The organism is Methylobacterium sp. Leaf466, from assembly GCF_001425565.1.
Classification (GTDB): Bacteria; Pseudomonadota; Alphaproteobacteria; order Rhizobiales; family Beijerinckiaceae; genus Methylobacterium.
In genome coordinates, this window is record NZ_LMRC01000033.1 from 64516 (window position 1) to 85310 (window position 20795).

A 20795-nucleotide genomic window follows, 5' to 3' on the forward strand; every position below is an offset into this window, starting at 1 on the left:
GCGGGAACGACGGCCTGTCGCGCTCGTCCGTCCGTGCTAAGGGCGACGCCCCGCGCCGACGCGAAGCGCCCAACAGGTCGATGTCTTACCCATGCGAACCATCGTCTATGCCGACGGCGGCTGCGATCCCAACCCCGGCCCCGGCGGCTGGGGCGTCGTCATCGCCGGCCCGGAGGGCCCGGTGGAACTGTGCGGCGGCGAACGCGGCACCACCAACAACCGCATGGAGCTCACCGCCGCGATCCGGGCCCTGGAGCACTTCCCCGAGGGTGCCGCGATCGAGATGCGCTGCGACAGCCAGTACGTCGTCAAATCCGTCACCGAGTGGATGAAGGGCTGGAAGGCCCGCGGCTGGCGCACCGCCACCGGGCCGGTCAAGAACATCGACCTGATGCAGCAGCTCGATGCGCTGGCGGCCAGGCGCGACGTGCGCTGGACCTGGGTGCGCGGCCATGCCGGCGAGGACGGAAACGAGCGTGCCGACCGCCTCGCCACCCGGGGCCGGCGCGAGGCCCTGGGCCTCGCCGTCGAACCGCTGGCGCCGGTGTTGCCCACCGCTGCCGCGCCGGCCGAGGCGGCGCCCCCGCGTGAGCCGCGCACGACGCCGGTGGCCATCGACGCAGGGCTCGGTCTGGAGATCTCCCGGCGCTGCAAGCTCGCCGGGGTGACGCCGCGGGCCTTCGTCGAGGATGCGGTGCGGCTCGCCCTGGAACTCGGGCCCGAGGGCATCGCCCGCGCCAGGGCCGCCGGCGCCAAGGGTCCGTGATCGCACCCCTCGGGCCGGCCTTCTTCGACCGGCCCGTCGTCACGGTCGCCGCCGATCTCGTCGGCTGCCTGCTGTCGGTGGAGGGGGTGGGCGGCATCGTCGTCGAGACCGAGGCCTACGACCGCACCGATCCCGCCTCGCACAGCGTCAACGGGCAGACCCGGCGCAACGCCGCGATGTTCGGCCCGCCGGGCCACGCCTACGTCTACCGCTCCTACGGCCTGCATTGGTGCCTGAACCTCGTGTGCGAGCCGGGCAGCGCGGTCCTGATCCGGGCCCTCGAGCCGCGCGCCGGCATCGCGGCGATGGAGGCCCGGCGCGGCCTGTCGGCCCCGCGCCTGCTCTGCGCCGGACCGGGCCGCCTGACCCAGGCGCTCGGCATCACCGGTGCCTTCGACGCCCGCCCCCTCGACGACGACGGTTTTCGCCTGCTCGGGTCCCCGACGCCGGTCCCGGTGGTCGCCGACCGGCGCATCGGCATCAGCCGGGCGGTGGATCGACCGTGGCGGTTCCTCGCCGAAGGCTCGCGCTTCGTGAGCCGGCCGCCGTCCCGCTTCCGTGTGCCGCTCGACGAAGGTGCGGCCTGATAGGGTTTCTGCTTGAATCAAGCGGGAACCCTATCACCGAGCCCGCGCGGCGCCTGAGCGAAGCCCATTTCCGCATCACGAAGTGATCACCCGGAAATGGGATGAGGTGCCGGTTTCAGCGTCGGGCCGGCGATCCCGTCGCTGTCGCGACCCGGCGCGTGCGGCCGGCGACGATCAGGCCCGACAGGCTGGCCGCACCCAACAGCAGGACCGTGGTCCCGTGGGCGACGGCCACATGCAGCGGGTCGGCGATCGGCCCCATCACCAGGCCGACGCCGATCAGGACGAATCCCAGGCGTTGAAGGAGAGGCGTCATGGTCATGGCTCGTTCCGGGCTCGGCCGTTGCAGTCGGGAAACGATGGCCGGTCCGTATTGCCCGGATGTTTCCGGGCGATGGCGCGGGAACCCGCAGGTGCGGCCACGCACGCAGCCGTGACGGGAGACGCCGGCCCCGGTCGCAGACGGATGCGGCGCCAGGGCGTATGTAACTTACCGTGAGCCGCCGCGAACGGTCCAGCGAGGTGACTTGCCGCGATGCCGGAGACTGGCTGGCCGGCGGGCCCGCCGACCGCCCGGAACCACCGTTTCACGGGCCCCCGCCCTCGTCATGACAAGGCCGTTCCCGATGCTGCGCCGCTCGCTCCTCGCCCTGGCCCTTCTTTCCGCCCTCCCGGGCGGGCCGGCTTTTGCCGCCGAGAGCGTGCGCTTCACGCCCGAGGCCTTCGCCGCCGCCCAGGCGGCCGGCAAGCCGATCCTCGTGGAGGTGAGCGCGCCGTGGTGCCCGATCTGCCGGTCGCAGAAGGCCGTCCTGGCCAAGCTCGGCCGCGATCCGCGCTTCAAGGACCTGCGGATCTTCGACGTCGACTTCGACAGCCAGAAGGACGTGTTGCGCCGCTTCGACGCGCGCATGCAGAGCACCCTGATCGTCTTCAAGGGCGCGACGGAGACCGGCCGCTCCGTGGGCGAGACCCAGCCCGAATGGATCGAGGGCCTGCTGGAGAAGGTCCTCTAAGCATCACTCTGCGAAATGGTCTGCGGTTCGCAGGAGAAAATGATGCCCTATCAAGGAGATCTAAACAGGCATTCGTGGGGCGACCCACGCGTGCCTGTTTAGGGCCGACGCTGCCATGGGCACCCTCGGTCTCGCCTTCCTCGCCGGCTGCCTCTCCATCCTCTCGCCCTGCGTGCTGCCGCTGCTGCCGCTCGTGCTGGGGGCGGCGGCCACCGAGCATCGCTACGGCCCCGTGGCACTCGCGGCCGGTCTCGCCGTGACCTTCACGGGGATCGGGCTGTTCGTCGCGCTGGTCGGCTTTTCCCTCGGCCTCGACACGGACGTCTTCCGCACCGTCGCGGCGGTGCTGATGTTCCTCGTCGGGCTGGTGCTGATGGTGCCCGCCGCCCAGACCCGGCTCGCGGTGGCGGCCGGGCCGGTGAGCGACCGTGCGCAGGCCCGCTTCGGCGGCCTCTCGACGACGGGCCTGTCGGGACAGTTCGGCGTCGGGCTGCTGCTCGGTGCCGTCTGGAGCCCCTGCGTCGGCCCGACGCTCGGCGCCGCCTCGCTGCTGGCGGCGCAGGGGCGGGACCTCGGCCTCGTCGCCCTCACCATGCTGTCGTTCGGACTGGGGGCGGCCGTGCCGCTCCTCCTGCTCGGCCTCATCTCGCGCGAGGTGATGATGGCCTGGCGCAACCGGATGATGGCGGCGGGCAGGGGGCTCAAGGCCGCCCTCGGCCTCGTCCTCGCGGTCACGGCCGGCGCCATCCTGCTCGGCCTCGACAAGCGCCTCGAGGCCGCCCTCGTGGCCGCCTCGCCGGATTGGCTGACCGCCCTAACCACCCGGTTCTGAGGCGGCCGCTTTCGCGTCCGGCACTATTCTGCGGGGATGGGCGACAAATTGCTGTTTTCGTCGCCACACGAAAGCCTTAAGGTCTCGGACAGGACACGCATCCATGCCGGTCACCCGCGACCGGGCCGGGGAGAGATTGCGTCGGGAGAGACCGCAGATGGCGGAAAACGGCAAGGCCCATCACACGGTCATCAAGAAATACGCCAACCGGCGTCTCTACCACACCGGCACCTCGACCTATGTGACCCTCGAAGACCTTGCGGGGATGGTGCAGGGGGGCGAGGACTTCCTCGTCTACGACGCCCGCAGCGGCGACGACATCACGCGCTCGGTGCTGACGCAGATCATCTTCGAGCAGGAGAACAAGGCCGGCGAGGACAACCTCCTGCCCGTGGCGTTCCTGCGCCAGCTCATCCGCTTCTACGGCGACAGCATGCGCACCATGGTGCCGAGCTTCCTGGAGTTCTCGATGGCGAACTTCGCCAGCGACAAGCAGGGCCTGCGCGAGAAGATGACCCAGAGCTTCGCCCCGAGCGTGTTCCAGAACGCCATGGAAGAGCAGGTGCGGGCCAACATGAGCTTCTTCGGCGATGCCATGAAGATGTTCACGGCCTTCGGCACCGGCCCGCTCTCGGGGATGAACAAGCTGCCCGGCGTCGCCGCCCAGGTGTCCGGGGGCCAGGTGTCCGGGGCCCAGGTGCCCGCCGTCCAGGCGGCAACGCCCGCCCAGGCCAGCGACCTCGACGATCTCAAGCGGCAGATGGCCGAGATGCAGTCGCGCCTGGAAGACCTTGCCAAGAAGTAGGGTCGTCGCCCGGTCCGGCGGCTCGCGCGGCGAGGCCGTCCGCGCGAAAGGTTGACGAAAGGTTAACGGCGGCCCAAGCCTTGCGCATCCCACCGCATTCACGCGGAAGGCGGATGCGATGTGGCAGCCTGAGACAGATCGACGTTCCGAACCGGCACGAACCGGCGCCCTGGTCGTCCAGGGTGGGTCGAGCGCGGCACAGCCGCCGCCGCGCGGCCGGCCGCTCGCGGGCTTCCTCGCCCAGCTCATCGTCAGCGCCGACCCGGGCCTCAGGCCGTCGCGGGGCGACAGAACGCAAAAAGCCGCATCCTGCTACGCCGAAGCGGCGCGGATGCGGCTTTCACGATAACGAACGGCAACCGAAACCCGTCGCGGTGGCGCGACGGGCGTTTCGCGCCTCAGGCCTCGGCCGACTTCACCTTGAGGACCTGACGGCCCCGGTACATGCCGGTCTTCAGGTCGATGTGGTGCGGACGGCGCAGCTCGCCCGAGTCCTTGTCCTCGACGTAGGTCGGGGCCTTGAGGGCGTCGGCGGACCGGCGCATGCCGCGCCGCGAGGGAGAGGTTTTACGCTTCGGAACGGCCATGGTCGGGTCCTGCTACGGCAAAAGGGTGCCCGGGCGCCTTCCCCTCCGGGAGAGAAAAGCCGCAGCACCGTCTTCGAAAGAAGATTCGTCGCCAGCCTATAGCGTGGCACGGGGCCGCTGGCTAGGCCCGGCCGTTCGGTCGGTGGCCGCCCGCCGTCCGTTCGCTCAACCGCAGCCATCATCGGCGTTAAGCGACGGTTCAACCGCGGGGATCCCTTATCGTCCACGGACGGCGCGGCAGCGCGCTCGCGTCGTCGCTTCGGGAGAAACCCCATGACGTCCTCGCTTCTGCGTACCCTCACCGTCCTGTCATGCCTCGTGGCGGCCCCCGCCCTGGCGCAGTCGCAGACCCCCTCCGCGCCGGCCCCGACCGCACCGACGGTGGCCCCCGTCGCCCCGCCGAAGGCGCCCGTCGCACCCGAGGTCGCCAAGCAAGATGCAGGCAAGCACGATGCGGGCAAGCACGCCCTGATCGACCTCAACAGCGCCACCGCCGCCGAACTCGACGCGCTGCCCGGCATCGGCGCCGCCCGTTCCGAGGCGATCGTCAAGGGCCGCCCCTACAAGGGCAAGGACGAGCTGGTCTCCAAGAAGATCCTTTCCGAGAGCGTCTATGCCGGCATCAAGGACAAGGTCATCGCCAAGCAGAAGTGACGCGGTTCGGGCGGACGAGCCGGTCTTGTCCGCCCCCCGGTGGGATGTTAGGCGCGCCCATGGCTGCAGCCGCCGGCCGGAACCGAGGTCAGACCCCTCCCGATGCCGCCTCCGCCGATCACCCGCCTCCACCGCGGCGACCTGCCCTCCGGCTATCGGCCGGGCCCCTCCATCGCCATCGATACCGAGACCCTGGGCCTCAACCCGCAGCGGGACCGGCTCTGCGTCGTGCAGGTCTCCCGCGGCGACGGCGAGGCCGACGTGGTCCAGATCGTGCCGGGCGGTCCGGCCCCGGTCGTGCTCGCGGGCGTGCTCGCCGACCCCGACGTCCTGAAGATCTTCCACTTCGGGCGGTTCGATCTCGCGGTCCTGTTCCAGGCGCTCGGCGTGATGCCCGCCCCCGTCTATTGCACCAAGATCGCCTCGAAGCTCGCCCGCACCTACACCGACCGTCACGGTCTCAAGGACGTCGTCCGCGAACTCGTCGGCGTCGATCTCTCCAAGCAGCAGCAATCCTCCGATTGGGGCGCGGAGACCCTGAGCCAGGCGCAGGTCGATTACGCGGCCTCCGACGTGCTCTACCTCCACGCCGCCCGCGCGCGGCTCGACGCCATGCTGGCCCGCGAGGGACGGACCGAACTGGCGCGCCACTGCTTCGCCTTCCTGCCGACCCGCGCGCGCCTCGACCTCGCCGGCTGGCCGGAGACGGACATCTTCGCGCATACATGACGGGACCTGCGTAGTCGGACCTTTGATCGGGTGCGCCGCCGCACATCGAGTGCGGCCCTCGCGCTCCTGCCGGCGCCGGCCATTGATCATTCCTCAACGAGGAGGTCATAACTTCGCCATGGGCCGCGCGCATCCGCGGCCGGCCGGGACCCGCCCGGTATCGCGGGGGGCATCCGCGCCGGTTTTCTCAGGACATCCATGCAGGGGCTCGAGGCCATCGGGACGACGGGGCTGACGGGGGCTGGCGGCAACGCCTTGCGTACCCGCGCCCATGCCCGTGCGCGCAACCACAGCGCCCGCGTGCGCCGCCTGCGCGTGCTGATCCCGGCCGCGGCGATCCTGTCGCTGGGCTCGCTCGCCGCCGTCACCCTGTTCAATCCCTTCGGCCATATCGCGCCGGGGGTGACCATCGGCCCGGTCAGCCTCTCGGGCACGAAGGTCAAGATGGAGAGCCCGCGGCTGTCCGGCTATCGCAAGGGCACGCGCGGCTACGAGGTCACCGCCGACGCCGCCCTTCAGGACGTGCGCAAGCCGACCCTCATCGAGCTGCAGGCCATGAAGGGCCGCCTCGACACCGACGACAAGGGCGGACTCGCCCATATCGAGGCCGCCACCGGCCTGTTCGACACCGCCAAGGAATCCCTCACCCTCGACCGGGACATCCGCCTGTGGACGGACAAGGGCGAGGAGGTCTGGCTGAAGTCCGCGGCGGTCGACTTCAAGACCGGCAGCATCGCCTCGCACGAGACCGTGACGGTGACGGTCCCGAGCGGGTCGGTGGTGGCCGACAGCCTCGACGTGGTCGACAACGGCCGGGTGATCTCGTTCGTCGGCAACGTCCGTACCGAGTTCCATGCCGCCGAAGCGCCGCGCAAGGCCGATGCCGCCGGCCTTCGCATCCGCACGACGGAAGCCGTCGCGGCGGCCGACGGAGAGCGGCCATGACGCGGGCGACGGGACGCGCGATCGCGGCCGCGCTCCCCCTCGGGGCCGTGCTCGTATTCCTCTCGGTCGGCGCGGTCCTGGCGCAGGCGGCCGCTCCCGCCGCGTCCGCGACGGCGGCGCAGCCCAAGAAGGACAAGGATCGCGGCGGTGCCGTCGGTGCGCTCGGCGGCGGCAAGGAGCCGATCAAGATCGACGCCGACCGCCTCGACGTGTTCGACCGCGAGAACAAGGCGGTGTTCGCCGGCAACGTGGTGGCGGTGCAGGGTGACAGCACCATCCGCTGCTCGACCATGACCGTGCGCTACAAGCGCGGCAAGGAGAAGGGCGAGAAGGCCGAATCGCCCGAGGGCGAGGCCCCGAAACCCGTTGGCGCCATGGGCGAGAACGGCATCCAGCGGGTCGAATGCGCCGGGCCGGTGACGGTGGTGCAGAAGGACCAGGTCGCCACCGGCGACAGCGCGGTGTTCGACCAGGAGGCCAAGCGCATCGTGCTCACCGGCAACGTCGTGCTGAGCCAGTGCCAGAACGTCACCCGCGGCTCCCGCCTCGTCTACGACATGTCCACCGGCCGCGCGAACATGGACCCGGTGGCGGGCGGTCGCGTCTCGGCGCTGTTCGTGCCGCAGCGGGAAGACGGCCCCAAGGGCGCCAAGGGCTGCGCCACGCCGGCCGCGGCCGGCAAGCCCCGGGCCCAGGCGAATTGAGCGCGGCCCTGCCGTCGCCCTCCGCCGAGGCGGTGCCCTCCCGCCTCATGGGCCGGGTCGCGGCCGCCCGCGGTCCCTCCCTGTTCGGCCGCCTGCTGGGTCGTCGCAAGCCCTCCGACCACGGGGCCGAGGCGGTCGTGGCCGACGGCCCCTCCGAGGACGGCGGCGGCCCCGGCATTCTCTCGGTGCGCGGCCTGCGCAAGAGCTACGGCGCGCGCACCGTCGTCCACGAGGCCGGCCTCACCGTGCGCAACGGCGAGGCCGTGGGCCTGCTCGGCCCCAACGGGGCCGGCAAGACCACGATCTTCTACATGATCACCGGGCTCGTCTCGGCCGATCGCGGCTCGATCAGCCTCGACGGCCTGCCGATCACCCATCTGCCGATGTACCAGCGCGCGCGCCTCGGCATCGGCTACCTGCCGCAGGAGGCCTCGATCTTCCGCGGCCTCTCCGTCGAGGACAACATCCGCGCGGTCCTCGAGATGGTGGAGCCCGACCGCAAGGAACGCGACCGCAAGCTCGATTCGCTCCTCGAGGAGTTCGACATCGCGCGCCTGCGCAAGTCGCCCTCCATCGCCCTCTCCGGCGGCGAGCGGCGGCGCTGCGAGATCGCCCGCGCCCTGGCCTCCTCCCCGACGTTCATGCTCCTCGACGAACCCTTCGCCGGCATCGACCCCATCGCGGTCGGCGACATCCAGGACCTCGTCAAGCATCTCAAGCAGCGCGGCATCGGCGTCCTGATCACCGACCACAACGTGCGCGAGACCCTCGGCCTGATCGACCGGGCCTACATCGCCCACTCCGGCCGCATCCTCACCGAAGGAACGCCCGAGGAGATCGTCGCCAACGAGGACGCGCGGCGGTTGTACCTCGGCGAGGATTTCCGGCTCTGATCGGGGTCAGGCCGGCGAAAATCCACCACCCGCCGGGCTTCTCTGCGAGCCGCGGGGTCTGATCGGACCGACACCCCGATCTCCCGCCGTCGAACTTTCGGATGGCCACGGTCGCACGATGCGATCTTCAGGCGCTGGGATCGGCTGCTTTACAGCAGATCGGTAACCCGGAACACGCTCGGCGCGAAGGGCTCGCTCTCCGCGACCCGGCGCTCCAGGGCATCGATCGACACCTCTGGTCGAGACAGGTCGATACCCGTCAGCTGCCAGGGCGCCAGGGTCCACCAGCGGCTCGCCAGTAGTCGCGCGACAAGAGGCTCGGGAAACCGAAAGCGGACGGCGCGGGCGGGGTTTCCGACCATGACGGCATAGGGAGGAACGTCCCGGGTCACCACCGCATAGGCTCCGATGATGGCACCCGTACCGATGGTGATGCCCTGCCGGATATAGGCCCGGTGCCCGATCCAGACATCGTGTCCCACGGTGATCCGGCTCCCCATGACGAAGCCTTGAGCGCCGGTAGTGTCGGGCCGGAAGGTGTCGTACTCGGCCGCACCGGCGAAGTCATGGCCAACATCGAAAAGCTTTTCATTCAGGTAGAAGTGCGGGCTTGTGCTGATCCAACTGATCGAATGATCGCCGCGGCCCATCTGAACGTCGTCCCCGATCGAGGTGTAACGTCCGATCTCCACGTTGTTGTAGTGTCCGCTGACGGCGTAGCTGAACGCCCCCATCTTCAGAAAGCCGTACAAATCCATCCACTTGAGACTGCACGGTCCCTCGAAGCCCGCTTCCTGCGGAATCCACATGCCGCCGGGCCCATGAGAGGTTTCGACGCCGCGTTCGCGAAGCCTATTCTTTAGATCTGCAGTCAGTAGATAGCGCCCATGCACGAGTGTCGGGGGCGTCGATTGAGCGGCGACGATACCGGCTGATTTCGCCGGGTCGGCGATTTCCGCCTGGACAAGACCGATGCCTTCGGATTGGGCGGGAGGCATTTCGTTCCGAATTCGAGCGGGTTCCGCGTCTTCTCGATTGGATGGTACGATGCCTGTTTGCTGCGCGTGGACGGTCCCTACATCTTCCCTGAGCAGGCGCTGACGCATCGACTTGATGGCTAGGTTTAAACGGGCTTTCAACGATTAACTCCCGACGGAAATATGCGTTGATGAATGCCCTTTCATCGTACGAATGTCCACGATCGACCATGGACGGACGGACGGCATCCGCCACGCTCTTTAATCCGTAGGACGCAGGGCCGCGACGAATGCGGCCAGATTCGATTGCGATGACGCTCAAGTGGCATGTAATCAGCCAATCGAGATGGCGTTGAGTAATATAAAACGATTAATATCAAATCTACACAATCTTAAATTTACCAGATTTGTTTATGCGATCTAAACGGAAAAAGACCTATTCACCGTACGACAGGCTTAAGGTGGGCGCTGGGGGGCGGCTTTAGTCGCCGCTTCCTGAGCCCTCTTGCGCGATCCTCGCGTGGACTATCGGTGTGACGACCGGAGCGATTCTCTCTGAGGCGCCGCCTATGCAAGGCGCGTCGATGCGAGGACTGGCGTCGCATCCACAGTCATAAACCGTTTGCGACCATCGCTCGGCACCATGCCCGGACAGGTGCTTTGACCTGCCGCCGCGATGGCGCTAGACCTGTCACGGACTAAAAGAAGCAAGAATGATGCCGGCAGCCGGACGCGGTTAACGCGGCCTGTCGGATCGTGGTCTTCACGGGGTTCGGGGCCAAGCCATGAGTCTGCTGCAACGGCTGGAAATGCGCCAGGGCCAAGCCCTGGTGATGACGCCACAGCTTCTCCAGGCGATCAAGCTCCTTCAACTCTCGCAGCTCGATCTGGCCGCCTACGTCGACGCCGAGCTGGAACGCAACCCGCTGCTGGAGCGTGTCGAGGGCGAAGCCGACCCGGAGCGGCGCGGCGCCGATGCGGTGCCCGAGGCCCCCGGTGCGGAGCCGGCGGAGGGGTTCGGCGGCGACGGGTTCGAGGGCGGCGAGACCGAGCCGTGGATCGCCACCGAGCTCGGTGCCAGCCAGGCCCAGATCGAGAGCGACCTCGACACCCGCCTCGACAACGTGTTCTCCGACGACGCCCCGAGCCTCGGGCGCGAAGCCCCCGCCGGGGGCGACATGCTCTCCCTGACCCCGGCGCCCTATGGCAACACCGGCGGCAGCTTCGACGGCGACGCCCCCGACTTTGAGGCGACGCTGACCTCCGAGATGTCCCTGCGCGACCACCTCGTGGCGCAGCTCGACCTCGCCACGAAGGATCCGGTGGACCGCCTCGTCGCCGGCTTCCTGATCGACGCGGTGGACGACGCGGGCTACCTGCGCGAAGAGATCGACGAGGTCGCCGAGCGGCTCGGCACCGGCCTCGACACGGTCGCCCGCGTCCTCAAGCTGATCCAGACCTTCGACCCGCCGGGCATCGCCGCCCGCGATCTCGCCGAGTGCCTGAGCATCCAGCTGCGCGACAAGGATCGGTTCGACCCGGCGATGCAGGCCCTTGTCTCGCGCCTCGACCTCGTGGCCAAGCGCGACTTCGCGAGCCTGCGGCGCCTGTGCGGTGTCGACGACGAGGACCTCGTCGAGATGCTGGCCGAGTTGCGCCGCCTCGATCCCAAGCCCGGCCGCGCCTTCGGCTCGCGGGCGGTGGAGGTGTTGATCCCCGACGTGTTCGTGCGGGCCGCCCCGGACGGGTCGTGGCTGGTGGAGCTGAACGCCGAGGCGCTGCCCCGGGTGTTGGTCAACCAGAGCTACTACGCCCGGGTCTCGCGCGGCGCGAAGGCGGACGGGGACAAGGCGTTCCTGTCCGAATGCCTGCAGACCGCCAACTGGCTCACCCGCAGTCTCGAGCAGCGCGCCCGCACCATCCTCAAGGTCGCCTCCGAGATCGTGCGCCAGCAGGACGCGTTCTTCCTGCACGGGGTGGCGCACCTGCGCCCGCTCAACCTCAAGACGGTCGCCGAGGCGATCGGCATGCACGAATCGACCGTGTCGCGGGTGACCTCGAACAAGTCGATCGGGACCAGCCGCGGCACCCTCGAGATGAAGTACTTCTTCACCGCCGCGATCCCGGGGGCGGCGGGCACCGCGGCCCATTCGTCGGAAGCCGTGCGCCACCGCATCAAGCAGCTCGTGGACGGCGAGGCCCCCGGCGACGTGCTCTCCGACGACGCCCTGGTCCAGAAGCTGCGCGACGAGGGCATCGACATCGCCCGGCGCACCGTGGCGAAGTACCGGGAGTCGTTGCGGATACCCTCGTCGATCGAGCGCCGGCGCGAGCATTTCGCCTACGCCCGCTGACGCGAAAGCCCGGGTGAGCCGGTCAGGCCCCGGGCGCCGCCGCTACCGCCGCGATGCCGGCCTGCGCCGCCCAGGCGGTGACGTCGCCCTTACGGATCGCCGCCGCCATCAGGTCGGGGAAGAGATCCGGCGTGCAGGCGAAGGAGGGGACGCCGAGGGCGGCGAGGCGGGCGGCCAGCGCCCGGTCGTAGCTGGGCGCGCCCTCGTCGCTCAGCGCCAGCAGCGCGATCATCTGCACGCCCGAGGCGACGAGCCGCTGGGCGCGGGCCAGAAGCCCGGCCTCGAAGCCGCCCTCGTAGAGGTCGGAGATCAGCACCAGGATGGTGTCGTCCGGCCGGGTGATGCAGGATTCGCAATAGGCGACGGCGCGGTTGATGTCGGTGCCGCCCCCGAGCTGCACCGAGAACAGCACCTCGACGGGGTCCTCGATTTCCTCGGTGAGGTCGACCACCGCCGTGTCGAACACCACGAGGCGGGTCGAGACCGCCGGCAGCGAGGCCATCACGGCCCCGAAGATGCTCGAATAGACCACCGAATGGGCCATCGACCCCGATTGGTCGATGCACAGGATCACGTCCTTGAGGCTGGCGCGCTGTCGCCGGCCGTAGCCGATGCGCGTTTCGGGGACGATGGTGGCGTAGTCCGCCTGGTAGTGCCGCAGGTTGGCGCGGATGGTGCGGTTCCAGTCGATCTCGGCATGGCGCGGGCGCCGGTTGCGGCTCGCCCGGTCGATCGCCCCGGCCACCGCCCGGCGCATCGGCTCCTCCAGCCGCTTCATCAGGGCCTCGACGACCTTGCGCACCACGAGGCGGGCGGTGTCCTTGGTCCTGCCGCCGAGGATGCCGCGCAGGGAGATCAGCGTCGAGACCAGGGCGACGTCCGGGGTCACCGCCTCCAGGAGTTCCGGCTCGGTGAGCATGCTCTCGAGGTCGAGGCGCTCGAAGGCGTCGCGCTGGAGCACCTGCACCACCGCGGTCGGGAAATAGTCGCGGATGTCGCCCAGCCAGCGCGGCACCGACGGGGCGGAGGCGCCCAGACCCGCCTTGCGGTCGGAATCGTAGAGGGCGCCAAGCGCCCGGTCGATCCCGGCGTCGCGGCCGGCGAGGACATGGCCGGTCCCGTCGGCCTCGTCGCCCCCGAGGACGAGGCGCCAGCGGCGCAGGCGTTCGGTCTCGCTCATCGGGCGTCTCCGCCGGGCGCCGGCTCGGGTCCCAGCAGGAGCCGCAGCACAGGCAGCACGCGGGCGGCCCGCGCGGCGTCGAAGCCGTGCCCGTGGCCGGTGGCGTCCGGCGTCGTGCCGCCGGGCCGGCGCAGGGCCTCGCCGATGGCCCGGCGCTCGGGCCGCGGGATCGTCGCGAAGCTGCGGCGGACCAGCGGCAGGAGGTCGGTGAAGTGGTCCGCGTCGAGGCCGACGAGCCAGTCGTCGAGGATGCCGAGCAGCCCGTCGCCGTGGATCAGCGCGGTGCCGCCGCCCTCCAGGAACCCGGCGATCCAGGCCGCGGCCGGCGCGGCGCCGCTGGCCCGCGACAGGGCGGGGCGCAGGCGCGTGCCGGCATCCTCGGCCGAGATCGCGCGCGCGTCGAACAGCAGCCGCACCGCGCGCCCGACCACGCGGCCATGGACGTGGTCCTGGCCGGCCAGCGACAGCAGGGCGTCCCGCCAGACCTCGCCGAGGTCGCTCTCCTCCAGCAGCGACACGGCCCGGTGGACGCCCTCGACATGGCCCTTGGCGAGGGCGGCCGCATCGTCGTCGAGGCTCTGGCAGGCCACCACGAGGCCGGCGGCGATGCGCGGAACGATCCCGCGCACGATCCGACGCACCGGCTCGGTGTCCGAGGAGCGGACCGAGCCGTAGCGGGCGAGCTCGGCGAGGGCCGGCAGCGCCTGCATCAGGTCGAACACGTCGGAGGAGACCGCGGCGCGGTCGTCGAGGGCCTGGACCACGTCCGCCGACGCCTGCGCGAGGTCGGCGTCGAGCAGCGTCCCGATCAGGTCCGAGAGGTCGCTGACGCGGGTGGTGGCATGGGCGAGCGTCCGGATCCGGCTCGCCGCCGCGTCGGCCACCGTCCCGCCATCGGCCGAGGCCGCCACGAGGTCGACCGCCCATTCCGGCTGCCAGGCGAGCACCCAGGCCTCGCGGAAGGTGCCGCGTCCGCCGGCCTGGCGCCGCGTCCCCCACGGGATGCCGACGAGGGCGAGGCGGTTGAGGAAGTGGCTGCGGGCGAGGTCGCCCTCCTTGCGCAGGTCGAGCACGATCTCGCGCGACCCGCCCTCCGGCGACAGGCGCAGGCGCTTGCACTGGGCGGCGAAATCGAGCTCCACCGGCGTCCGGGCGCTGCCGGCCGGGGTGGCGCCCAGGCGCTCGCCGATGACGAGCTTGGCGCGGATCAGCCTCATCGGGGCGGGGTCGGCAAAGCACAGGGTCGAGGCGGCGGCCTCGTCGAGGTCGTCCAGGGAGGGGCGCGAGCGTCCGCGCAGGCCCGCCAGCATGCCGGCCAGCCGCACCGCCTCGATCACCGTGGCGGAGGAGGCGTCGAGGTCTTCCCCGCGCAGGAGTGCTGCGGCCCGGGAGAGCCAGCGCGCCGCGACGCGGTCGCCGTGGTGCCAGACCGCGTCGTACCATTCCGGCGAGAGCACGCCGGCCCGGTAGCCGCTGGCGGTGGCGAGGCGTTCGTAGGACCACGGCGCCCAGGCCGCTGCCACCTTGGTCTTGGGCAGGCCCTTCAGGATCGCCGCATCCCGCACCGGCTGGCCCGTGGCGTCGTGGCGGGCCAGGGCCGGGGCGTGCCAGGCGCCGCAGACGACAGCGATGCGCGAAAACCCGTCCTTGGCGGCCCTGCGCAGGCCGGTGCGCATGTGGGCCTCGCGCGCTTCCTCGCGGAATCGCTCGGCGTCGGGCGAGGCGTTCTCGGACATGGCGTTCTCGGACATGGCGTCCTCGGCCTCGCGCAGGGCGGCCATCGCTTCGGCGATCGCGGAAAAAACGTCCTCGCCCGCCTCCGAGCGGCTCTCGACGAAGGCGTCCCACCAGCGTTCGCCGTCGTCGTAGCCCGCCGCCCGGGCGAGTTCGCCCAAGGGATCGCGCCGCATGGCGGCCGTGGCCGGGCCCCTCTCCGGATCCTTCTCGGCCTCGTCGTCGATGGCGGCCGGTCCCTCGGTTGCCAGCTCGCCGAAGCCGTCGGCGAGCTGGATCGCGTGGGGCAGGTCGATGAAGCGGGCCGGCACCTCGCGCTCCTGCGCGTGGCGCAGGGCGACCCATTCGGGCGAGAACGCCGCGAAGGGGAAGAAGGCGCAGTCGCGCGGCCGGTCGGCCCGGTAGACGAGCAACGCCACCGGCGGGCGCATCTCCGGATCGGCGGCCAGCGCCAGCAGCGCCTCGGCATCCGGCGGCCCCTCCACCAGCAGGCAATCGGGGGCGAAGGCGTCGAGGGCGCGCACGAGGCTGCGGGCCGAGCCCGGCCCGTGATGGCGGATGCCGAAGATGCGGATTTCGCTCATGCCCGCCCGGTCAGGCCGACGCGCGGGCGGCGCGGTAGAAATCCGTCCACTCCGCCCGTTCCTTGACCACGGTCTCGAGGTACTCGCGCCAGATCACCGCGTCCTGAACCGGGTCCTTCACCACGGCGCCGGCGATGCCTGAGACGAGGTCGTGGGCGGTGAGCCGGCCGTCGCCGAAATGGGCGGCGAGCGCCAGCCCGCTGCCGACTACGCTGATCGCCTCGGCGGTGGAGAGGGTGCCTGACGGCTGCTTGACCTTGCTCTTGCCGTCCTCGGTCACCCCGAGGCGCAGCTCGCGAAAGATCGTGACGACCCGGCGGATCTGGTCGGCGCCGGGCGGCTCGGCCGGGATCTCGAAGGCTCGGCCGAGGGCGGCCACCCGGGTCTCGACGATGGCGATCTCGGCCTCGATGGTGGCGGGTGGCGGCAGCACCACGGTGTTGAAGCGGCGCTTGAGCGCGCTCGACAGTTCGTTGACGCCCCGGTCGCGGTTGTTGGCGGTGGCGATGAGGTTGAAGCCCTTCTGCGCCGCCACCTCCTCGTTCAGTTCGGGGATCGGCATTGTCTTCTCGGACAGGATGGTGATGAAGCTGTCCTGCGTCTCGGAGGGGATGCGGGTCAGCTCCTCGACGCGGGCGATGCGGCCCTCCTCCATCGCCCGCACGATCGGGCTCGCCACCACCGCCTCGCGGCTCGGGCCCTTGGACAGCAGCAGGGCGTAGTTCCAGCCGTAGCGGATCGATTCCTCGCTGGTGCCGGCGGTGCCCTGCACCACGAGACGCGAGGTGCCGCAGATGGCCGCCGCCAGGTGTTCGCTCACCCAGCTCTTTGCGGTGCCGGGCACGCCGAGCAGCAGCAGCGCCCGGTCGGTGGCCAGCGTGGCCACCGCCACCTCCATCAGCCGCCGGTCGCCGATGTACTTCGGGGTGATCGCCAAAGCGCCGGCCTCGCCGCCCATCAGGTAGGTGACGACGGCCTGGGGCGAGAGCCGCCAGTTCGGCGGTCTCGGCCGCGTGTCGGCGGCCTTCAGCGCTTCCAGCTCCTCGGCGAAGGCGTCCTCGGCCGAGCGGCGCAGCTGCGCGGAGGGGATCGCGGTCTGGCTCATGTCGGATCGAACTCCCGTCTCATGGCGGCGCGCAGGTCGAGGGTCTCGGCCATCGCGGTGATCTGCCGGCGCAGAGAGGCGTCGGCGTCGTCGGGCAGGCGGGCGGCGATCGCCGCGGCCGCGGCCGCTGCGTCCCGGTCGGCATGGCCGCGCTCGGCGATCTGCCGCGGCAGGCCGCCGCGGCGCAGGACGTCGCAACCGGCCACCGGCCCCCCTGCGACCGGGGCAAGCCAATCGAGCAGCGCGGCGGTGAAGGCCGGCGACCACGCCTCGGGGGCCTCGTCGAGCATCGTCGGGACGAGGTCGAGCGGTCCCGCGAGGGCGGCCGTCATCGCGCGCTCCCACTGATCGTCGGGCAGCGTGCCGACCACCGTGGCGAGCGCCCGCCGGGTGGCATCGGTGGCCGTCACGCCCGGGAGGCGGTGTGCGCAGGCGGTCGTCAGGACGTCGATCGTCGCTTGCGTCCAGGCCGGATCGCCCGCCCGGCGGATCGCTTCGGTGAGGCCGGCGAGCAGCGGCTCGTGCCATTCGCTCGCCAGGGCGCGTTCGATCCACAGGCGGGGAGGGTGGCCGGCGTAGCTCGAGAGCGGCGCCAGGGCGACGATCTCCCGCAGAAGCTGGGCGCGCGGGCCGCCGGTGCTGTGGACGGCATGGGGGCTCGGTGCGATGCCGTCGCGCGCCAGCTCCGGGGATTCCTCCGGCAGGGTGACGACGAGATCGTGCCTGGGGGCACGCAGCAACCGCTTCGTCTCCACGATCCGCAGGGCCGCGGCGGCTCGCCCGGCCATGCGGCCGATGAACCGGCTCCCGGGCGAGCGGCCCAGCAGGATCTGGGCCGCCGTGCGGACGCCGCTACCCCTGTCGTCGAGGCAGGCTTCGAGGAAGGGCTCGTCGGCCCCGGACAGGCCCTCGTCCAGCGCCCTGACCAAGGCCGCGCGCATGTCGGCCTTCTCCCCCTTGAAGGCCGTCTCCAGAGCCGTTCGGGCGCCGGCGGGGTCCTGCCGGCGCAGGGCCGTGAAGGCGGTGACCCGCGTTCCGGCGTCGCCCACCGTCCAGTCGTCGGCGGCGACGTCCGGTTCGTCCCGCCCGGAGCAGACCCGGTGCAGCCAGGCGAGCTCCGCGGCGGCGACCGGGTCGATCGTCGCGGAGCCGGTCGCACCGTCACGCCGCCGGTCGAGGACGCAGAGCAGTTCGGGCGGGGCGCGAAAGCCGCGCGCCGCGGCGAGCCGGCACCATTCCTCGATCCGCTCGGCGGGTCCGTTCTCCGCCATCAGCCCGGCGAGGCGGTCGGCCGCCGCCGTGGGGCAGGGCGGCCCGGCCGATTCGCGGGGCGGGAACGGCCGCAGGGCATCGCCTGTGAGGCCGCTGCCGGCGAGGTGGTAGGCCCCGTAGCCCCCGATCCCGGCCAGGAGGTCGGCGCCCGCATCCCCGGTGGCCGGGAGATCGAGCGGTCCACCCGCCGTCGCGCGCACCGGGGTACGCTCGGCCCCCATCAGCGTCGCCGCCAGGGTCGTGCGCCAGGGATCGCCAGGGGAAGGTCCCGCGGTCGGATGCGCCATCAGGCCGCCCGCCGCAGCAGCGGACGCGGGTCCTGCGCCGGCGCCACGTAGAGCCGCCCTTGCGCGACCAGGCCGAGCGGGCGCAGGCCGTAGCCGTCGTAGAGACCGAACAGGTCGATCGGCCGGCCGGCCGCCACCGCCACGAAGGAGCGGATGCGCGGGTCGTCGCGCAACGCCAGGCAGCCACCGGCATCGCCGACTCCGAACCGGGGCACGCCCGGTTCGGATGCGCTCAACAGCCCGAAGGACACGCCCGATAGCCGCATCGGCCACAGGTCGATCCAGGGCGTCACAGCCAGTGCCCCGGCCCAGGTGTCGAGGGCGTCCGTGATGCTGCCCGCTTCCGGCAGGCTCGCCGGTTGGACCGCGACCGAGCGTCCCTCGCGCAGGACCGCGCGCAGCTCGGGGGCGGCCGGATGAAAGGCGAGCGCCCCGGAAAACGCCTGCCCCGGCACCGGTGCCGGCGGCAGCGGCGAGCCCGGCGTGCCGTAGTCGAGCACCTGCGCCAGGCGCCCGCCGGTTCGCCCGGCGAGCCAGACCGAGCGGGCGACGAGCTTGTCCTCCTCCTCGATCTCGTGGGCGAGCACCGTCCAGGTGTCGGTCTCGTCGGGTCGGCGGGCGATCTCCTCGGCGCTCACGGGGAAGCCGATGGCGGCACGTACCGCCGCCTGCCGCCCCGGATCGAGGGCGTCGAGGCGATGGGCGGCGCGCAGGATCAGGCCGAGCCGGCCGACCGCCAGGGCGACGGCCTCGTTGCCGGATGCGGCGCCCTCGCGCGGGGCCGCCGCGAGCAGGCCCGGCAGTGCCCGCACCCGGCGGGCGAGACCGGGGGCCTGGGCATCCACGAGGCGCCCGGCCATCCGGTCGAAGAAGGCGTAGGGCTCGCCGCGCAGGCTCGCGGTGCCGCGCCGCATCAGGTCGCGCAGCCACAGGTCGAGCTCGGCCAGTCCCGAGGCGACCTTGTCCTCGCGCGCCCGGCGGCGGCGGGCCTGTGCCGCCTCGTCGACCGGTCTTGCGGGCGCATCGGCCGCGGGTGCCGCTGCGCGGGCGGCCCGCCCCGTCGTCCAGGCGCCGACCCAATCGGGGGGCGCCGCCTTGGGAAACGCTTCCGGCCCGGCGGCATGCGCGAGCATCAGCCCGAGGCCGTGCTTGCAGGGGAACTTGCGGCTGGGGCAGGTGCATTTCGAGGCCGGCCCTGACAGGTCCGCCACCGTCCGATAGGGGCTGGCACCGCTGCCCTTGATCTCGCCCCAGACCACGTCCCCGGCCCGCGCGAGGCCGCTCCATCTGCCGGACCTAGCCTGCTCCTGCCCGGCCTTCCGGCTCGGCGCGTCGGGCGCGAGGTCGAGGATCTGGGCGGGGGTGAGGCTCATGGGGCGCCCGGTTCGTCGCATCGGCCGGACGACAGACTAGCGGCGACAGGACGACGAGGAAAAGCCCAAAACCGCTTGGGCAATTGCAAGCAACGGATCGAGACCTCTGCGGCTATAGCCGGCGTCGACCCGGCTCTTCTCTCGATGGGACGGTGCAGCCGCGACGGCGACACCGCCGCACGGGAGGTGCGCCCCACATCGTCAGGGTCGAGCACGGCTCCTGTCTCCAGCGCGGCGACGACACCGGAGCGCCGGCTCGGGAACCGGTTGCATCGCACGCGCTTGTCCAGGCTAGGCAACCCGTGATCTCGTAGGAGGCGACCTTGATCAAGCGATTGGCTCTGGCGGGCATGGCCTGGATCGCGGTCGGGACCTGGGCCGAAGCGCGCCGGGAGGTCCGCCAGGCGGACAGCCCCGCCATGGTCGCCGGCATCGAGGCGGATCTCGCCGGGCGCCACTGCACCGGCGTCAAGATCGACCCCGAACACTTCCGGAGCTTCGCCCGCCAACATGGGCTGAGCCACGAGGACTTCTTCATGAAGAAGCGGTCCGCGCGCCTCAAGGCCGAGGTCGCCCGCACGACCGAGGCTCTGGCGACGGAGCCGGCCTCCACATGCGAGCGGCTCTGGGCGGACTACGGTGACGCCGGCCGGAAGGTGCCGCTGCTGAGGCACGTCGCCCCCGCCAAGGGCGCGTGAGAGAAAACGGTGCGTGCGGCACGCCGATTGGCGCCGGGAGGCCCGCGTTGACTTCGCCGGCCAAGAATCCTTAACTCCATACGATCGACACGGCGAAGAACCGGAGGGATCATGGGGTCATTACGCGTCACGGGCCATGGCCTCGACCTCGGCGAGGCCCTGCGAGGGCGCGTCGAGGACCGGATGGCCGCAACGCTCGGCAAGTTCCTCGATCCCGCGATGAACGCCAGCGCCAACGGGCACGTGACCCTGCGGCGGGACGGGACCGCCTATCGGACGGACTGCGTCATCCACCTCGTCACCGGCCTGACGCTAGAAGTCGCCGGCAGCGCCCACGACCCACACGCCAGCTTCGAGCAGGCGGCCGACAAGCTCGACAAACGCCTTCGCCGCTACAAGAACCGGCTCAAGGACCATGGCGCCGCCCTCCACGACGGGGCCGCCGTCGAAGCGGCCTATGCCGTGATCGCGGCGCCCGACGACGACGACGATTACGACGACGAGATCCCGGATGGCGACGCCCATCCGCCGGTGGTGGCCGAGAGCACCAAGACCCTCCAGCGCCATTCGGTGAGCGAGGCGGTCACCGCTCTCGACATGACGGGGGCGCCGGTGATCGTTTTCGTTCACGCTGGTACGGGGCGCCTCAACGTCGTATACCGCCGCAGCGATGGCGCGATCGGCTGGATCGACCCGCCCGAGGCCGCCGCCTGAGC

Annotated in this window: 21 protein-coding genes; 13 read left to right on the forward strand and 8 right to left on the reverse strand. The window is 71.2% G+C overall.

Annotation, left to right across the window (positions count from 1 at the left end; translation table 11 throughout):
• The first annotated feature begins 91 nt into the window (after positions 1-91).
• Together rnhA and ASG59_RS15290 are read left to right on the forward strand one after the other, a co-directional pair.
• Complete coding sequence (gene rnhA, locus ASG59_RS15285; RefSeq protein ID WP_055879076.1) at positions 92-766, forward strand: ribonuclease HI; 675 nt, start codon at positions 92-94, stop codon at positions 764-766.
• A complete protein-coding gene (locus ASG59_RS15290) occupies positions 763-1353 on the forward strand; it encodes a DNA-3-methyladenine glycosylase (RefSeq protein ID WP_056409829.1) in 591 nt (196 codons plus the stop codon). Before rnhA ends, ASG59_RS15290 begins: the two co-directional genes overlap by 4 nt.
• 115 nt (positions 1354-1468) lie before the next feature.
• Here ASG59_RS15290 and ASG59_RS15295 read toward each other — a convergent pair whose 3' ends face one another.
• Positions 1469-1669: a hypothetical protein gene (locus ASG59_RS15295; protein ID WP_156399264.1), complete on the reverse strand. Its 201-nt coding sequence runs from the start codon at positions 1667-1669 to the stop codon at positions 1469-1471.
• 310 nt (positions 1670-1979) lie between these two features.
• Between ASG59_RS15295 and ASG59_RS15300 the strand changes: the two genes are divergently transcribed.
• The 3 genes from ASG59_RS15300 to phaR all read left to right on the forward strand — a co-directional run bounded on the left by ASG59_RS15300 (position 1980) and on the right by phaR (position 4003).
• Positions 1980-2366 carry a thioredoxin family protein gene (locus tag ASG59_RS15300; protein ID WP_055879070.1) on the forward strand — a complete coding sequence of 129 codons (387 nt, stop codon included), beginning with the start codon at positions 1980-1982 and terminating at the stop codon, positions 2364-2366.
• A 115-nt stretch (positions 2367-2481) separates the two neighbouring features.
• Positions 2482-3198: a cytochrome c biogenesis protein CcdA gene (locus ASG59_RS15305; protein ID WP_056409836.1), complete on the forward strand. Its 717-nt coding sequence runs from the start codon at positions 2482-2484 to the stop codon at positions 3196-3198.
• Between the two features lie 157 nt (positions 3199-3355).
• Complete coding sequence (gene phaR, locus ASG59_RS15310; RefSeq protein WP_056409839.1) at positions 3356-4003, forward strand: polyhydroxyalkanoate synthesis repressor PhaR; 648 nt, start codon at positions 3356-3358, stop codon at positions 4001-4003.
• A gap of 398 nt (positions 4004-4401) precedes the next feature.
• Here phaR and rpmF read toward each other — a convergent pair whose 3' ends face one another.
• Complete coding sequence (rpmF, locus tag ASG59_RS15315) at positions 4402-4590, reverse strand: 50S ribosomal protein L32 (protein ID WP_003601373.1); 189 nt, start codon at positions 4588-4590, stop codon at positions 4402-4404.
• A gap of 273 nt (positions 4591-4863) precedes the next feature.
• Here rpmF and ASG59_RS15320 point away from each other — a divergent pair, with 273 nt between their 5' ends.
• The 5 genes from ASG59_RS15320 to lptB all read left to right on the forward strand — a co-directional run bounded on the left by ASG59_RS15320 (position 4864) and on the right by lptB (position 8515).
• Positions 4864-5244, forward strand: a complete 381-nt coding sequence (locus ASG59_RS15320; protein ID WP_056280400.1) for a helix-hairpin-helix domain-containing protein — start codon at positions 4864-4866, stop codon at positions 5242-5244.
• Between the two features lie 102 nt (positions 5245-5346).
• On the forward strand, positions 5347-5973 hold the full coding sequence (locus ASG59_RS15325) for a ribonuclease D (protein WP_055879058.1): 627 nt from the start codon (positions 5347-5349) through the stop codon (positions 5971-5973).
• A gap of 198 nt (positions 5974-6171) precedes the next feature.
• Positions 6172-6918, forward strand: a complete 747-nt coding sequence (locus ASG59_RS15330) for a hypothetical protein (RefSeq protein WP_056409842.1) — start codon at positions 6172-6174, stop codon at positions 6916-6918.
• Positions 6915-7622 carry an LptA/OstA family protein gene (locus ASG59_RS15335; RefSeq protein ID WP_056280386.1) on the forward strand — a complete coding sequence of 236 codons (708 nt, stop codon included), beginning with the start codon at positions 6915-6917 and terminating at the stop codon, positions 7620-7622. The genes ASG59_RS15330 and ASG59_RS15335 overlap by 4 nt, the downstream gene beginning before the upstream one ends.
• Positions 7619-8515, forward strand: coding sequence for an LPS export ABC transporter ATP-binding protein (lptB, locus tag ASG59_RS15340; protein WP_156399265.1), 897 nt, complete (start codon positions 7619-7621; stop codon positions 8513-8515). Before ASG59_RS15335 ends, lptB begins: the two co-directional genes overlap by 4 nt.
• A gap of 149 nt (positions 8516-8664) precedes the next feature.
• On the opposite strand, the gene ASG59_RS15345 is transcribed toward lptB, so the two are convergent.
• Positions 8665-9654, reverse strand: coding sequence for a CatB-related O-acetyltransferase (locus ASG59_RS15345; protein WP_156399266.1), 990 nt, complete (start codon positions 9652-9654; stop codon positions 8665-8667).
• Positions 9655-10277: 623 nt separating this feature from the next.
• Between ASG59_RS15345 and rpoN the strand changes: the two genes are divergently transcribed.
• Positions 10278-11846 (forward strand): RNA polymerase factor sigma-54, encoded by a 1569-nt coding sequence (gene rpoN / locus ASG59_RS15350; RefSeq protein WP_082494274.1) that lies wholly within the window; start codon positions 10278-10280, stop codon positions 11844-11846.
• Between the two features lie 22 nt (positions 11847-11868).
• On the opposite strand, the gene ASG59_RS15355 is transcribed toward rpoN, so the two are convergent.
• From ASG59_RS15355 to ASG59_RS15375, 5 genes are read right to left on the reverse strand one after another with little or no spacing between them, the layout of a single operon-like run.
• Positions 11869-13026: a VWA domain-containing protein gene (locus ASG59_RS15355; protein WP_056409845.1), complete on the reverse strand. Its 1158-nt coding sequence runs from the start codon at positions 13024-13026 to the stop codon at positions 11869-11871.
• Positions 13023-15344, reverse strand: coding sequence for a DUF5682 family protein (locus tag ASG59_RS15360; protein ID WP_056409848.1), 2322 nt, complete (start codon positions 15342-15344; stop codon positions 13023-13025). Before ASG59_RS15360 ends, ASG59_RS15355 begins: the two co-directional genes overlap by 4 nt.
• A 10-nt stretch (positions 15345-15354) precedes the next feature.
• Positions 15355-16449, reverse strand: a complete 1095-nt coding sequence (locus tag ASG59_RS15365) for an AAA family ATPase (protein WP_055879034.1) — start codon at positions 16447-16449, stop codon at positions 15355-15357.
• Positions 16446-18008, reverse strand: a complete 1563-nt coding sequence (locus ASG59_RS15370; protein ID WP_082528788.1) for a DUF5691 domain-containing protein — start codon at positions 18006-18008, stop codon at positions 16446-16448. The genes ASG59_RS15365 and ASG59_RS15370 overlap by 4 nt, the downstream gene beginning before the upstream one ends.
• Complete coding sequence (locus tag ASG59_RS15375; RefSeq protein WP_056409851.1) at positions 18008-19381, reverse strand: SWIM zinc finger family protein; 1374 nt, start codon at positions 19379-19381, stop codon at positions 18008-18010. Before ASG59_RS15375 ends, ASG59_RS15370 begins: the two co-directional genes overlap by 1 nt.
• 323 nt (positions 19382-19704) lie before the next feature.
• On the opposite strand from ASG59_RS15375, the gene ASG59_RS15380 reads away from it, so the two are divergent.
• Together ASG59_RS15380 and raiA are read left to right on the forward strand one after the other, a co-directional pair.
• Complete coding sequence (locus tag ASG59_RS15380; RefSeq protein WP_156399267.1) at positions 19705-20079, forward strand: hypothetical protein; 375 nt, start codon at positions 19705-19707, stop codon at positions 20077-20079.
• A gap of 111 nt (positions 20080-20190) precedes the next feature.
• Positions 20191-20793, forward strand: coding sequence for a ribosome-associated translation inhibitor RaiA (gene raiA, locus ASG59_RS15385; RefSeq protein WP_055879025.1), 603 nt, complete (start codon positions 20191-20193; stop codon positions 20791-20793).
• The last annotated feature ends 2 nt before the right edge of the window (positions 20794-20795 follow it).

Coding starts and splice junctions, on each gene's coding strand:
- rnhA (WP_055879076.1), top strand. CDS start 92: ATGCGAACCATCGTCTATGCCGACGGCGGCTGCGATCCCAACCCCGGC.
- ASG59_RS15295 (WP_156399264.1), bottom strand. CDS start 1,669: ATGACGCCTCTCCTTCAACGCCTGGGATTCGTCCTGATCGGCGTCGGC.
- ASG59_RS15300 (WP_055879070.1), top strand. CDS start 1,980: ATGCTGCGCCGCTCGCTCCTCGCCCTGGCCCTTCTTTCCGCCCTCCCG.
- ASG59_RS15305 (WP_056409836.1), top strand. CDS start 2,482: ATGGGCACCCTCGGTCTCGCCTTCCTCGCCGGCTGCCTCTCCATCCTC.
- phaR (WP_056409839.1), top strand. CDS start 3,356: ATGGCGGAAAACGGCAAGGCCCATCACACGGTCATCAAGAAATACGCC.
- rpmF (WP_003601373.1), bottom strand. CDS start 4,590: ATGGCCGTTCCGAAGCGTAAAACCTCTCCCTCGCGGCGCGGCATGCGC.
- ASG59_RS15320 (WP_056280400.1), top strand. CDS start 4,864: ATGACGTCCTCGCTTCTGCGTACCCTCACCGTCCTGTCATGCCTCGTG.
- ASG59_RS15325 (WP_055879058.1), top strand. CDS start 5,347: ATGCCGCCTCCGCCGATCACCCGCCTCCACCGCGGCGACCTGCCCTCC.
- ASG59_RS15330 (WP_056409842.1), top strand. CDS start 6,172: ATGCAGGGGCTCGAGGCCATCGGGACGACGGGGCTGACGGGGGCTGGC.
- ASG59_RS15335 (WP_056280386.1), top strand. CDS start 6,915: ATGACGCGGGCGACGGGACGCGCGATCGCGGCCGCGCTCCCCCTCGGG.
- rpoN (WP_082494274.1), top strand. CDS start 10,278: ATGAGTCTGCTGCAACGGCTGGAAATGCGCCAGGGCCAAGCCCTGGTG.
- ASG59_RS15355 (WP_056409845.1), bottom strand. CDS start 13,026: ATGAGCGAGACCGAACGCCTGCGCCGCTGGCGCCTCGTCCTCGGGGGC.
- ASG59_RS15360 (WP_056409848.1), bottom strand. CDS start 15,344: ATGAGCGAAATCCGCATCTTCGGCATCCGCCATCACGGGCCGGGCTCG.
- ASG59_RS15365 (WP_055879034.1), bottom strand. CDS start 16,449: ATGAGCCAGACCGCGATCCCCTCCGCGCAGCTGCGCCGCTCGGCCGAG.
- ASG59_RS15370 (WP_082528788.1), bottom strand. CDS start 18,008: ATGGCGCATCCGACCGCGGGACCTTCCCCTGGCGATCCCTGGCGCACG.
- ASG59_RS15375 (WP_056409851.1), bottom strand. CDS start 19,381: ATGAGCCTCACCCCCGCCCAGATCCTCGACCTCGCGCCCGACGCGCCG.
- raiA (WP_055879025.1), top strand. CDS start 20,191: ATGGGGTCATTACGCGTCACGGGCCATGGCCTCGACCTCGGCGAGGCC.